This window comes from Methylomonas albis (assembly GCF_014850955.1).
In the GTDB taxonomy this organism is placed as follows: Bacteria; Pseudomonadota; Gammaproteobacteria; order Methylococcales; family Methylomonadaceae; genus Methylomonas; species Methylomonas albis.
Window position 1 is genome coordinate 1051909 of record NZ_JACXSS010000001.1, and the last position, 12963, is coordinate 1064871.

Genomic DNA, 12963 nt, shown 5'->3' on the forward strand with positions numbered 1-12963 from the left:
ATTCTTTCCGATCTCATTAGAAGTCCCTACGCAGTGAAAGCCCAAAGCTTCGTGGCTCACCGGGGTATACACCTGCCCACAGGGCCTGGAAGATTGGGGACGGAACAGCATAATGCTCGTCAAGGATGTTCTTCACGTTCAACTGAAGGCGCCATGGGCCGTATGTATAGCTGGCGAAGCCGTCGAACACGATATAAGATTTAAGGGGGCCTGTAGAGCCGTCGTAGGAGGTCTTGACCGAGCCGACGTAGCGCCCGCCACCGCCAATAGAAATGCCGTTCTCAAAGTCGTAGCTCGAAAACAGGTTGGCGGTAGTCTGCGGCAACCATGTCCTCGTCTGCCCGACGCTCGATGGATTCGTGGGATCTGACATCATCTTGGGATCGAGCATGGCGCCCCCCGCCTTGATCTGCCAGTTATCGGTTATACGTCCGGTTGCCTCAACTTCGACGCCGCGGTGACGAACGTTTGCAGCTTTATACAAAGCCTCGCCGTTTACAAACGAGTCATACACCGCAACATTGCGCTCATCAATTTGGAACAGGGCTGCAGTAAGCAGAAGCTGATCAGTTGGAGAGGCCTTTACTCCGACTTCATATTGCTCGCCTTGTATCGGCGCCAGCACGTTCTGATTGACGTCGACCCGCAAGTTCGGTTGATAGGATTGGCTGTAAGAGCCATAAAGGTTTAGCCCTTTTACCGGCTCGTAGATGAGGGAGCCACGATAATTTACCTGAGTACCCGGATCAAAATTCTTAAAAGGTCCATTGTAGACCTGTAAGTCGATCATGGGATTGGAAACGGAGATGCCGCCAACAACGGTCAACGGACTCGCCACTTTAATAACAGCCTGGGAGGAAGCGGTTAAATAATCCATCTTCTGATCTTGCTGGTATGTCCCTGAAGGGCCGGGTATTAATGCGTTGAAAGCGTTGCTGACCGCTCGGTCGCCGTCGAAGATGTTTGCTGTTCCAAAGTTATAATTGCCCTCTTTAATGGAATAACGATAGTGCTGGTAACGGAGGTTAGCCGATATCGAGCTGTCGGTCAGGCCGAAGTCGTCGAGCTTTCGGGTCGCGGAGCCTGCAAACGAGTAATCAGCAGTATTCCAGTTGTTGAAAACCTCCCCTCCAATGGGAAAACTTCCATCATTGGCAATAGTGTTGTAAGGGTAGGCATTTCCCCCCGAGTGAATGGTGTCCTGACCGATGGCTTTCAGGCCGACATTCCATAGGTTATTCACATCCCACGACCATCCTGCATTAAGGCGCATGGCATCGGCGACATTGTCCAAATTCGAGCCGCCGATAAAAAAAGAACGACTAACCGGTATTTGCACCCCGTTCGAGTAGGTGGGAAGGCCGTTATAAGGCGTATTCTCCGTACGTTGATAGCTTGCCCGGAGGTAAGCAGTCATGCCTTTGGCCAGATCGAAATCAAGTCCGCCGTAAACGACTGACTTGTTTTGTTGCACGAAATCTATGAAGCTGCCGCCATTTTGATAAGCAACGGCACCGATGCCACGAATCGTACCTGCGTCATTGAGGGGTTTGGAGATCTGCCCATCGACCCGGTAGCGGTCCCATGACCCATATTGCATGGACATATAGCTGGGCGTGTCGGGGTTCGCCCTTTTTGAAACCAGGTTAACGATACCGCCCGGGCTCTGCGGGCCGTACACAACGGAAGCAGGTCCCTTCACCATCTCATACCGATCCAGCATCGCGACGTCAGGTTCGGTTATTTGATCGCCGACCGTTACGCCGTCGATGGCATAGTTTGCAGCGAAGCCGCGCAACCAAATCTGGTTGCCATAACTTGGACTGAAACTGGCCCAGAGCGCCCCTGGCGTGTATTGCGCAATCTCACCCGAGGTCTTTAGGTCCGCCGACTTGACGAAATCATTGTTCAATATGCTTATAGACTGCGGTACCTTCTCGACAGGCAGTGGCAGGTTGGTGATGTCTTTCGTTTCCTCATCCAGATAGCGGTAAGCTTTGACGGTTACTTCCGGTAGCTCCGTTACTTGCTTCGTCGACGTGTCGTTCGGAATCTCTGTCTTGATCGCTACCGCATCATCCGCTGTAAACGTAAAAGTCAACCCGCTGCCAGCCAGCAATTTTCTAAAACCTTCCTCGACAGTGTACTCGCCGTTCAATCCGCCAGAGGTTTTGCCATCGGTCAACTTGGCTTCCGCTGAAAATAGTAAGCCGGAGCTAGTTGCAAACTGCCTTAAGGCCTGACTCAACGAGCCGCCCGCAATATGGTAACTGCGCTTGACGCTGGCATGGTCGTTACCGCTTTCCGCATGGACGGGACCAAACACGGTCAGTGCGGAGGCCAGCAGAATGCCTTGTATGGCTAGGTGCAATCGCGAGGGTGCCAAGCCTGAATTGCTGATGCGTAGCGTCGATGACATCGGTTTTATCTCCTTTAAAAAATGGCTGTTGTCACTACCTATGTCAATCGAGACTGAAAAAGCGGAACCGGAGATTGAAAATTTTTTTAAATAATTTTTATGTGGCAGTTTTGCTAATAACAAAATGGTGTTTTTTTAGCGGCGCATAGTGCGCTTCGAAGATAACGGCATTGAGATGGTACGCATCATCATCTCAATGCGTTGGCTGAAAGGCCGGACAATGATGACAGTGAAATTCCGCCGCTGGACGATTCCGTCAGGAAAACGCTGTGCGCAATCCGTTCTACAAGCCATAAACCATCGTCAACTTGCATGGGCAGGATTTAGTGAAAGGGACGAGCCTACCGCGGCAACACTTTCACCCAGAAAGGCAGCGGATAGGAAAGTTTGACCGGCAAGTTGGTAGCCAACGAAGCCAGGATTTTGTCGGTATGCTTGAGCGGGAAAGAGCCGATGATGCGCATGTCGGCAATTTCCGGCGCGCAGGTGACGTAACCTTGCCGGTAACGATTCAGTTGCAGCAGAAACTCGCTGAGCGGGATGTCGTCGGCGACGATGACACCCTGGCTCCAGGCGGGTTTGTCGAGTTTGCTTGGCTTTATGGGTTCGATGCGATCGGCTGCAAACCGGGTATTTTGTCCGGCATGTAGCCGCTGTTTGGCGCTGTTAGGATGGGCTGGCTGGATTTCTACGCTGTCGGCAAACACCGTGATCTCGCTGTGGTCGGTTTGTTGGCTGACGCTAAAACGGGTGCCCAGCGCTCGAACCCGGCCTTCCTGGGTATCGACCACAAAGGGTCGCTGCCAACCCGAATTATCTTTGGCTGTCTCGATATAAATGGTTCCAGACACCAGTTGCAAGCGCCGTAAATCAGCACTGAATGCTACGTTCAAGGCGCTGCCGCTATCTAGGACGACTGTCGAGCCGTCCACCAAGGTGATTGTTTGGATTTGGCCTTGCGCGACATGGTAATCCGCCGTCCAGGCTTGCCAATAGCCGGCACGCGAAAACTGCCAGTTCGCCAAGCCGACGCCACCGAGCAATGCCAAATGTTTAATGGCGCGTCTGCGCTGCAAATCCGGTGCCGTCAAGGCTGCTAACGCGGCTTTGGGCGGCAGCGATTTGAAGCGATCAATATGAAATTCCACTCTGGCCCAAGCGGCTTGATGGTCGGGATGCGCGACTAACCAGGCTTGCCATTGTGCGGTTTCATTGGGTTGCACTTGTCCGGAGCGGAATAGCGCAAACCACTCGGCCGCTTGGGCCAGGATGCGCGGGTCGATTTCCGAGTGGTGTGTGTGCTGCATCGGCGTTTAATAGCCGGCGCTCAGGCACTGAAACATGGCTTGCGCCATGTATTTTCTGACCATCCGGTCACTAACGCCCAATTGCCGAGCAATTTCGGCATAAGTGAGGTCGTCGAGTTGCGCCAACAAAAAGGCCTTGCGCACTTTTGCCGGTAGTTGATTGAGTAATTCGTCGATTTCCCGCAAGACTTCGAGAACGATGGCGCTATCCTCCGCCGAAATGACACTCTCCTCGGGATAGGCTGCGAGTCGTGCCAAGTAAGCTTGTTCGATGCTGTTGCGCCGCCAGTGATTGCTCAGCAGGCGTTTGGCGATGGTGGTCAGGTAAGCGCGGGGTTCGTTCAGGTTTGGCGTTTCCTTAGCCGTGATGACGCGCAAAAACGTGTCTTGGGCGTGATCTTCCGCCTGTAGGCGGTCCTGCACCCGTTTTTCCAGCCATTGCAGCAGCCAGGGGTGGTGCTCGTGATATAGCTGGGTCAGCCCCCGTTCATCGTGGCCTGTCAACCCCGTGTTCATACTTAAACCTTGCTTCACCGGCTTATATTGATTCCAAATTCAAGTCACAAGCAAGAATTACTCCTTATTGGCCGGATTCCATTTTCCGGTAGGCATGTTTATTGGAAAAAATTTATTAATATCATGTTGTTATATTTTAGCTTTGGCTGGCTTACGCCCCTATGATTGCCGGACTAATATCCAAATCCGGAAGATGAGTTGTGTGATATGCCGTATTTTTGCTTCTGATTGTGTGAAACGGCTGAATTATGCAGACAGTTGTTGGGCGACTCTGACTGAATGGCGGCTAACTGAATGCATTGCGAGTCGGAGTTAAAGTGACGGCAACAGCACAGTATCCTGACAAATCAAGGTTTCAAACGCCTGAAGCGGTAGTGGTCGGCTTATGAGGTAGCCTTGAAAGTGGTGGCAACCGAAGCGTTTTAGAAGTGTTAGTTGGTCTTGGTTTTCTACGCCTTCGGCAATCACTTCCAATCCCAGCGTTTGTGCCATGGCGATAATTGTTCTGGTAATTACCGCGGCGTTAGGGTCGGTAGCAATATCGCGGACGAAGCTTTGATCGATTTTGAGTTGATCGAGCGGCAGCCGTTTTATATAAGCCAATGACGAGTAGCCTGTGCCGAAATCGTCCATCGAGAATTGGATGCCCAAACTTTTCAGCGCCTGAATTTTTTGGATGGAATCCTCAGCATGATCCAACAATACGCTTTCGGTCAGTTCGATTTTCAGCATGCATGAAATACCGTCGTGTCCCGATAATAAGCCACAGACTTTTTGGGTGAAGTCAGCTTGCTGAAATTGGATAGCGCTGACATTCACCGCCAGTTGTAGGCGAGACAGGGTAGGATCACGTTGCCAAGTTTGAAGTTGCCGGCATGCTGAACGCAGCACCCAATCTCCGAGTTTGACGATGTAGCCTGTTTCTTCGGCCAGTGGGATGAATATCGCCGGCGAAATCATACCCCGGTTGGGATGGTGCCAGCGCAGCAGCGCCTCGGCACCCGTGGCTTGGGTTTGATCGTTAACTTGAACTTGATAGTAAAGTTCAAGTTCATCGCGGTCTATGGCGTTGAGTAAATCCGTTTCCAATTCCAGTCGTTCCATGATGTCGGCCTGGATGCTCGGATCGAAAAAACGGATGGTATTGCGGCCTGCGGTTTTGGCTTGATATACCGAGGTTTCAGCATTTTTCAGCAAACTTTCTATATTCTCGCCATGAGCGCGGAATAGGCTGATGCCGATACTAAAAGTCGCCAGCAGACCACGCGAATCCAGTTGAAACGGGACAAGCAACGTTTCTTGCACTTTTTGCGCGATCATTTCCGCTTGAATTGCCGCATTTTTGGGCGAGGTGGGTAGCGGCCAGATTAGCAGCATGAACTCGTCACCGCCAAATCGCGCCACAGTGTCTCCCTCACGAATACACCGCTCCAGTCTTCGTGCTGTTTCAATCAGAATTTTATCGCAGGTTTCGTAGCCGTATATATCGTTCAGTTGCTTGAAATGATCGACATTTAAGGTCAGCAAGGCGCCATATTGTCCGCTATGCGTGGCTATTGCCATGGTCTGTTCGACACGGTCCAGTAGCAACGCGCGATTCGGCAGGCCTGTTAAGGCATCGTGCAATGCTAGAAAATCGGCGCGTTTATCCGCTTGCTGTCTATCCTCGATCAATTGCGATGTATATTGATCATGGTGGCGGCAAAGCATTATCGCCCTTGCCAGATGTGCCATGATGGGATCGAACATGCGGGTGAGCGGCAAGTTGGTATCCGGCATCACCGGCGCTACTAGAATAACAACGCCGATTTTGCCGATTGGCAAGCGCAGAAATGCGCGATAAGTGGTTTTCGTGCCGGGCAAACTGGCCAACAAAGACGCCTGATTGTCTTCTCTGGCCGCTGCGCCCAAAAGCAGCGATTGGGGCAATCTGACCTGCTCGCCGATATGCCGGATGAGTTTGTAATCGCCGATGGCGGTGTTCATTTTGACGGATAAATAGGCGCCGTCATCATCTTGTGCCGAAGGTAAGTCCAGACAGATCAGACCAACCGGAAATGAGGTGAAATATAAAAAGCGTTGGAGTGTTCGAGTCAATAATGGCGCTAAACTGACCTCGCTACCAATGGTAATCGCCAACTCATAAAGAATGGGAATTACATCGTCATGTTTCATGGGAATTTGGCCAAACCGTGGACACTAATGTTGCGTTATGAAACAAGGGATAACCCCATAAAGTGGTATCGCCGATTTCTCCCAGCGCGAGGCCGCCAGCCACCGAAGACGCCTGGCTCAATTGCTTAAATAAGTGCAATTCTTCAGTGGCGCGCGCATCCCCCAGGTGTAGCCGACGACCGGCACAATAAAACAGCAGCAGGGTTTTGTCGGTTAGCTGACCGTTCAGTTGTGTCAAGCCTTGTTGCAAGGTCTCCACGGTGCTTACCGAGTTGACTTGCGGAGCATCCAGCAGGGTTAGCATCGAGTGGGCGGGCACCTCACCTATGCAATACAGTGCATTTTCATCATCCAGCATCACCGGGATACGCACCAAGGTGCAGTGGTTGGCCCTGAGGATGCCGAACGGGAAATGCACGGCGTATTCGTAAAAATTGTCCCTGGTTATGTTCACACCGAATCTAGTTTGTACCAATTCTTGATATACCTCGAATGCGGGCCGCCAATCTATGTTGATAATGCGATTCCGATCGGTCGATGTGGCAGGCAGTGAGTGCATTTCGTGTTGATAGCCATGCTCCAAAATAGCACCGTGATGCGGTTTTAGCAGTATGAGCAAAATGGCGTTGCCAACCGTGTGGGTATTATCGAAAAGGCAGGGCATGGGTTGAAAGGTTTCGCTGCCGGCATTGACCCCTGCATAGTGAACGCGGTTGGCCAGACGCAAATAAAGTTCGTCCAACAAGGTACTAATGTTGGGTAGCATCGCGTCCAGCATCAAAAACAGCGTGGCCGGCGTGTCGTCGTCCAGATGGGTAACGATCTCGGTGGTAATCGCCTCCGCCACTTGTTCCGCTCCGGCTGAGTCCGGGGCAACACCGGTAAAAATAGTGGCGTAAGGCATGGAATCGAAACGTAACAGGCAAATTCCCGCTTGTTTAAAAGACGTGTCGTAGATCAACTGCGGAAAAATTGCACCACAAACTGGCAGACCAAGGCGGTTGCATAGCGCCTGTAGATTGGCGACTGAGAGTTTTTCCGATTCCGGTAGCAAGGCCAGAACGCCCATTTCCGGGAATGACAAGCGCCAAGACAAAAGCAGGCTTTCGATTGTCGATAGATCGACGTTGGGGAAATACACACAACTTTCCCGGTTCATTTGGTGTCTCCTTAGCTTTTTTGGAAAGCATACAGATCATAAGGGAAAAAGCAAAAAGCTCTTCGCATTCTTACTGGATATGACGTATTTAACGTGATTGCTGGCGCACTATCATTCTTTAAAAGCCTGGACATCGCCGATTCTCAGGGTAAATTGCAGGCCGAGCTGTTTTCGCGGATTCGCCGGCGGAATCTGGGTGGATAAATCTAAAAACAGGGGGCATTATGGGACCGTATTATCGTGGCACATCGCAAAGCACAGGCGCTTTTTTCGACATGTTTTACCAGCATCCAATTTTGATGTTGTTGTTGGCGGTCGGCACCGTTGCCGCCGGTTTTTTTATGTTGCGCGGCAAGAAGTCGGAATAAGGTAGTGTTATTGCAGCTGGCTGAGTTCCAAGCGGCGTAATTTGGGCGCCAGTTTGGCGGTTACCGCGACCACCAGCAACGTCATGCCGCCGCCGAACAGTACCGAAGGCACTAAGCCCAAGACGCTTGCAGCAAGCCCGGATTCAAAGGCGCCGAGTTCGTTTGACGAGCCGATGAAAATGCCGTTAATGGCCGCTACTCGGCCGCGCATGGCGTCCGGCGTGGCCAATTGCATAATGGTGGTGCGCATGACCACCGATACACCGTCGCAAATGCCGGACACCAGCAAAGCCAGGCCCGCTACCCAAAAGTTGGTCGAAACCGCAAAGCCGATCATGCACAGGCCAAACCCGGCCACGGCAAGCAGTAGCCAGCGTCCGGCGTGCTTGTTAAGCGGATACCTGGCCAGGAATAACCCAGTGATGACGGCGCCTACGGCCGGCGCGGCGCGTAAAATCCCCAGTCCTTCCGGGCCGTAATGAAATATGTCGTGAATGAAAGCCGGTAGCATGGCAACCGCGCCGCCGAACAACACCGCAAACATATCCAGCGACTGGGCGCCGAGAATGATCTGGTTGCCGAACACAAAGCGCAAGCCTTCGGCAATACTGGTGAATATGGGCGCGCTTTCCGCCGCCGGCGGTTCCTTGATGCGCAACGACAGCAAAGCCAGTGCTGCTAGTACACACAAACCGCCGGCGATGCCGTAAGCCGTCGTTTTGCCTGCCCAGCCGACTAAAATCCCACCGATTGCCGGGCCGGCCACCAAACTGAACTGAAACACAGAACTGCCTAAGCCGGCTGCTCGCGCATAATTCTCGCGTTGCAATACCAACGCGAATAGCGCGCTATAAGATGGGCCGATAAAAGCCCGCGCCACGCCGGTCACCGCTACGGAGCCGTAAATCAATAACAGCGGACTGCCGGGAATCCATTGCGCTGCCACGGCAGTCAGTGTCAACGCGTTAAGAGCCAACAGTAAACAAGCCAGGATTGCAAACCAGCGCCGCGAATAATGATCGACAGCATAACCGGCGAAGAGTGCGCTGCAAAAATACGGGATGACTTCGGCCAGACCGATTAAGCCCAGCGCCAGCGTGTCGTGGGTGATTTCGTAGATATGCCATCCCACTACAATCGCCACGATTTGATAGGCCAATACGATCAATACGCGAAAAGTTAACAGTTTTAGAAAAGCCGGGTTTGAATTACTTAAAAAATGCATGAATGTCCATAGTCGCAATGCGACAGTTGGTGGCTGCAGGGTAAGGGTGTATGTGTTACTGGCGATTGACTCTGTTATTAGTATTAGGCAAGCCGGTTATTTAAGGAACCTCTGATTAATTCGTTGGCATGAATTTCATGACTAATTAAATCAATGACTTGTGCATTGGCTTTTCTTGAAAACTGAATTAATCAGAGGTTCCTTAACAACGATACGCTTAGCGCTGGCGAAAGCGAATATCGCCAAATAAAGCCTTTTGCTCGCGCGGTTGGCAGCGCCAGTATTGCGGCGGCGCTTCGACTTGCGCGCCCAGTTTGGCGGCGGCACGCCAGGGCCAGCGCGGATCGTAGAGTATGCCGCGCGCCAAGCCCACCATATCGGCCTTGCCGTCGGCGATGATGGCTTCAGCATCCTCGGCTTCGGTGATCAAACCGACCGCGATGGTGGGCAGGCCGGTTTCCGCCCGAATGCTTGCCGCTAGCGGCACTTGGTAGTTAGGACCAACCGGGATTTTTTGCAGTGGCGACAGGCCGCCGCTGGAGACATGGATAAATGCACAGCCGCACGCTTGTAAGGCCTGAGAAAACGCCACGCTTTGCGCTAAATCCCAGCCGGCATCCACCCAGTCGGTTGCTGATATGCGCACGCCGATTGGCATTTCGGCCGGCACTGCTGCTCGCATCGCCTCGAACACCGCCAGCGGGAAGCGCATACGGTTTTCCAGAGAGCCGCCGTATTGGTCCTTACGCTGATTCGATAAGGGCGAGAGAAATTGGTGCAGCAAATAGCCATGGGCGGCGTGTATCTCGATAGCATCGATACCCAATTTATGTGCGCGTTGTGCGGCGGAAACGAAAGCTTGCAGGATGCGTTGCAAACCGGCTGCATCCAGTGCGGTCGGTGCCGGGTCGTCCGGCATAAAGGCTAGTGCCGAGGGGGCAACCGTGGGCCAGCCGCCGTGCTCGGCATCGACCAAGCCGCCACCATCCCAAGGAGCGGTGGTGGAGGCCTTGCGGCCGGCGTGCGCCAATTGAATGGCGATAGGCATGGCTGAGTATTGGCGTATCGCCTGCAAAACTCTGGCTAGCGCCCCTTCGGTAGCGTCCGACCACAAGCCAAGATCGGCCGGGGAAATCCGGCCTGCCGGTTCCACCGCCGTGGCCTCGATAATCAATAAACCGGCGCCGGACATTGCCAAATTGCCCAGATGCATTAAATGCCAGTCGTTGGCTTCGCCGTTAACCGCCGAATATTGACACATCGGCGCAATGACGATGCGGTTGGGCAGCGTCACCGAACCGATGAAATACGGAGAAAAAAGCTGACTCATACAGATGTCCTTAGGGAATGGGTGGGTCTCAACTGTTGAGATGCAGTCTACGAGGTCAATTCGCGCTTGGCAATTGCCGGGTTAATGCGGATGAACTCGAAGTTGCAACGAGGCGGAAGATGAAGGTAAATCGCTTGGAACGACGGCGTTAATTGCTGTTTTCGCTGTAAGTTAGCCCAGCTTGCTATAATGCCGGCTTTTCCAATTCATCGGGTCGATAATTGTGGACGTCAAACAGTACATGCAGCAATTGGGTCAACAGGCCAGAGCAGCCGGCCGCGAGATCAGCAAGGCCGAGAGCGGACGAAAAAATAGCGCTTTATTGAAAATTGCCGAGGCTATCGCCGCAGGTAGTGCCGAGATAGCCAGCGAAAATCGCAAAGACTTGGATGCTGGTAAACAGAACGGTATGGATCCGGCATCGTTGGATCGTCTGGAGCTGACGCCGGCCCGTATCCAAGCCATGATAGAAGGTCTGAAACAGGTTGCGGCCTTACCCGATCCGGTCGGAGAAATTACCAATCTTAACTATCAGCCCAGCGGTATTCAGGTTGGACAAATGCGGGTGCCCTTAGGTGTGATCGGCATTATTTACGAATCGCGTCCCAATGTGACTGTCGATGCGGCGGCTTTGTGCTTGAAGTCGGGTAATGCCTGTATTTTGCGCGGCGGTTCCGAATCGATTCACTCTAATCGAGCCATTGCGGTGTGTATCGCTAGCGGTTTGGCCGCTGCTGGTTTGCCGCAGCAGGCTGTGCAAGTGGTGGAAACCACCGATAGAGCGGCGGTCGGTGAGTTGATTACGTTGAAAGATTATGTGGATGTGATCGTGCCGCGTGGCGGCAAAAGTTTGATCGCACGCATCAGCGGCGAAGCGACCATCCCGGTGATCAAGCATCTGGACGGCATTTGCCATGTCTATATCGATGGCAAAGCCGACCTCGACAAAGCGGTGGCAATTGCGATGAACGCGAAAACCCATCGCTACGGCGTTTGTAATGCCATGGAAACCTTGTTGGTGGCGGAAAGTATTGCCGCGTCGGTGTTGCCAATTCTGGCCGAGCAATACGCGGCAAAAAGCGTGGAACTACGCGGTTGCTTGAAAACCTGTTCCTTGATCAAAAGCGCCGTACGGGCTACCGAAGAAGACTGGCATACTGAATATCTGGCGCCGATTTTATCGATCAGGATCGTTGCCGACATCGACGAGGCGATAGCGCATATCAATACCTACAGCTCCGCGCATACCGAGGCCATTGTCACCGAGGATTACACCTTGGCGCGGCGCTTTTTGCGGGAAGTGGATTCCAGCTCGGTGATGGTCAACGCCTCGACTCGGTTTGCTGACGGTTTTGAATACGGTTTGGGTGCGGAGATTGGCATTAGTACCGACAAGCTGCACGCGCGCGGCCCGGTCGGGTTACATGGTTTAACCTCGTTGAAATTCATCGTGTTGGGCGACGGGCATATCCGCCAATAATGATTGGAGTTTACGGCGGCACGTTTAATCCGGTCCATTACGGCCATTTGCGCACCGCGCTGGAAGTGAAAGAGCTGTTCGAATTGGAACAGCTGCGTTTGATTCCATGCCGGTTTCCGCCACACCGTGAGGAACCTGAAGTGCCGGCGCATATACGCTTGCAAATGCTGGAAGCCGCCGTCACCGATACGCACGGCTTTAGCGTTGATCGGCGCGAGCTGGATAGGGCGGGGCCATCGTATATGGTGGATACGCTGCATTCCTTACGCAACGAAATAGGCAATACGCCCTTGCTGTTGTTTATCGGCGCCGATGCCTTTGCAGGTTTGGAGCGCTGGCACCAATGGCAGCGCTTATTAGATTATGCGCACATCGTGGTGATGACCCGCCCCGGTTATGCCGAATTGGCGTTATCGGCGTTTTTGCAGCAGCGAATCGCCGAAGACCGAGCTCAATTAAGCCGGCAGATGGCCGGACTGTTAACCTTCCAGGAAGTCACCGCGCTGGCGATTTCCGCTACCGCTATTCGCGAACTGGTGGCGGCCGGACGCGATCCACAATATTTACTGCCTGACCGGGTCATCGAATTGATTCGAAGGCATCATCTCTATCAACCCCTCATTCATCACACAGGAAATTGAATGCAAACAGAAGCATTACTTAAGCTGGTCGAAACCGAGCTCGACGACCGCAAAGGCCTTAACATCAAGACTATCGATGTGCGCGGCAAAACCAGTATTACCGATTATATGGTCATCGCCACCGGTACCTCGTCTCGGCATGCCAAATCGCTGTGCGATTATGTGATGGAAAAGGTCAAGGAGCAGGGGCAGCAGCCGCTGGGTATGGAAGGCGATCAAAGTTCCGATTGGATTTTGTTGGATTTGGGCGATGTGATCGTGCATGTGATGACCGGTCAAGCCCGCGAACTGTATCAGCTGGAAAAACTTTGGTCAGTGGCCGGCGATAAGACGCATAGTTAGT

The 12963-nt window shown here is 52.8% G+C and carries 11 protein-coding genes; 4 read left to right on the forward strand and 7 right to left on the reverse strand.

The window, feature by feature from the left end:
* Positions 1-16: 16 nt before the first annotated feature.
* The 5 genes from EBA_RS05035 to EBA_RS05055 form a co-directional block, all read right to left on the reverse strand.
* Positions 17-2542, reverse strand: a complete 2526-nt coding sequence (locus EBA_RS05035; RefSeq protein ID WP_192373638.1) for a TonB-dependent siderophore receptor — start codon at positions 2540-2542, stop codon at positions 17-19.
* A 218-nt stretch (positions 2543-2760) separates the two neighbouring features.
* The gene (locus tag EBA_RS05040) at positions 2761-3726 is read right to left on the reverse strand and encodes a FecR domain-containing protein (RefSeq protein WP_192373639.1); all 966 of its coding nucleotides are present in this window, start codon (positions 3724-3726) and stop codon (positions 2761-2763) included.
* A 6-nt stretch (positions 3727-3732) separates the two neighbouring features.
* The gene (locus tag EBA_RS05045; protein ID WP_192373640.1) at positions 3733-4242 is read right to left on the reverse strand and encodes a sigma-70 family RNA polymerase sigma factor; all 510 of its coding nucleotides are present in this window, start codon (positions 4240-4242) and stop codon (positions 3733-3735) included.
* 312 nt (positions 4243-4554) lie between these two features.
* Positions 4555-6417, reverse strand: coding sequence for a putative bifunctional diguanylate cyclase/phosphodiesterase (locus EBA_RS05050; protein ID WP_192373641.1), 1863 nt, complete (start codon positions 6415-6417; stop codon positions 4555-4557).
* A complete protein-coding gene (locus tag EBA_RS05055) occupies positions 6407-7576 on the reverse strand; it encodes an FIST signal transduction protein (protein WP_192373642.1) in 1170 nt (389 codons plus the stop codon). Before EBA_RS05055 ends, EBA_RS05050 begins: the two co-directional genes overlap by 11 nt.
* A gap of 224 nt (positions 7577-7800) precedes the next feature.
* Between EBA_RS05055 and EBA_RS05060 the strand changes: the two genes are divergently transcribed.
* The gene (locus tag EBA_RS05060; RefSeq protein WP_192373643.1) at positions 7801-7944 is read left to right on the forward strand and encodes a hypothetical protein; all 144 of its coding nucleotides are present in this window, start codon (positions 7801-7803) and stop codon (positions 7942-7944) included.
* Between the two features lie 7 nt (positions 7945-7951).
* Here EBA_RS05060 and EBA_RS05065 read toward each other — a convergent pair whose 3' ends face one another.
* On the reverse strand, positions 7952-9169 hold the full coding sequence (locus EBA_RS05065) for an MFS transporter (protein WP_192373644.1): 1218 nt from the start codon (positions 9167-9169) through the stop codon (positions 7952-7954).
* Positions 9170-9386: 217 nt separating this feature from the next.
* On the reverse strand, positions 9387-10499 hold the full coding sequence (locus EBA_RS05070; protein ID WP_192373645.1) for an NADH:flavin oxidoreductase/NADH oxidase: 1113 nt from the start codon (positions 10497-10499) through the stop codon (positions 9387-9389).
* Positions 10500-10740: 241 nt separating this feature from the next.
* Here EBA_RS05070 and EBA_RS05075 point away from each other — a divergent pair, with 241 nt between their 5' ends.
* Genes EBA_RS05075 through rsfS form a run of 3 tightly spaced genes read left to right on the forward strand, consistent with a single transcriptional unit; the run spans position 10741 to position 12962 of the window.
* The gene (locus EBA_RS05075) at positions 10741-11979 is read left to right on the forward strand and encodes a glutamate-5-semialdehyde dehydrogenase (RefSeq protein WP_225616472.1); all 1239 of its coding nucleotides are present in this window, start codon (positions 10741-10743) and stop codon (positions 11977-11979) included.
* Positions 11979-12620, forward strand: coding sequence for a nicotinate-nucleotide adenylyltransferase (gene nadD, locus EBA_RS05080; RefSeq protein WP_192373647.1), 642 nt, complete (start codon positions 11979-11981; stop codon positions 12618-12620). Before EBA_RS05075 ends, nadD begins: the two co-directional genes overlap by 1 nt.
* Entirely contained in the window at positions 12621-12962 is a 342-nt protein-coding gene (gene rsfS, locus EBA_RS05085; RefSeq protein ID WP_192373648.1) for a ribosome silencing factor, read from the forward strand.
* Position 12963: the final 1 nt, after the last annotated feature.

What these genes read in the sequence shown, in the direction of transcription:
- EBA_RS05040 (WP_192373639.1), bottom strand. Translation starts at nt 3,726, where the DNA reads ATGCAGCACACACACCACTCGGAAATCGACCCGCGCATCCTGGCCCAA.
- EBA_RS05045 (WP_192373640.1), bottom strand. Translation starts at nt 4,242, where the DNA reads ATGAACACGGGGTTGACAGGCCACGATGAACGGGGGCTGACCCAGCTA.
- EBA_RS05050 (WP_192373641.1), bottom strand. Translation starts at nt 6,417, where the DNA reads ATGAAACATGACGATGTAATTCCCATTCTTTATGAGTTGGCGATTACC.
- EBA_RS05055 (WP_192373642.1), bottom strand. Translation starts at nt 7,576, where the DNA reads ATGAACCGGGAAAGTTGTGTGTATTTCCCCAACGTCGATCTATCGACA.
- EBA_RS05060 (WP_192373643.1), top strand. Translation starts at nt 7,801, where the DNA reads ATGGGACCGTATTATCGTGGCACATCGCAAAGCACAGGCGCTTTTTTC.
- EBA_RS05065 (WP_192373644.1), bottom strand. Translation starts at nt 9,169, where the DNA reads ATGCATTTTTTAAGTAATTCAAACCCGGCTTTTCTAAAACTGTTAACT.
- EBA_RS05070 (WP_192373645.1), bottom strand. Translation starts at nt 10,499, where the DNA reads ATGAGTCAGCTTTTTTCTCCGTATTTCATCGGTTCGGTGACGCTGCCC.
- EBA_RS05075 (WP_225616472.1), top strand. Translation starts at nt 10,741, where the DNA reads ATGCAGCAATTGGGTCAACAGGCCAGAGCAGCCGGCCGCGAGATCAGC.
- nadD (WP_192373647.1), top strand. Translation starts at nt 11,979, where the DNA reads ATGATTGGAGTTTACGGCGGCACGTTTAATCCGGTCCATTACGGCCAT.
- rsfS (WP_192373648.1), top strand. Translation starts at nt 12,621, where the DNA reads ATGCAAACAGAAGCATTACTTAAGCTGGTCGAAACCGAGCTCGACGAC.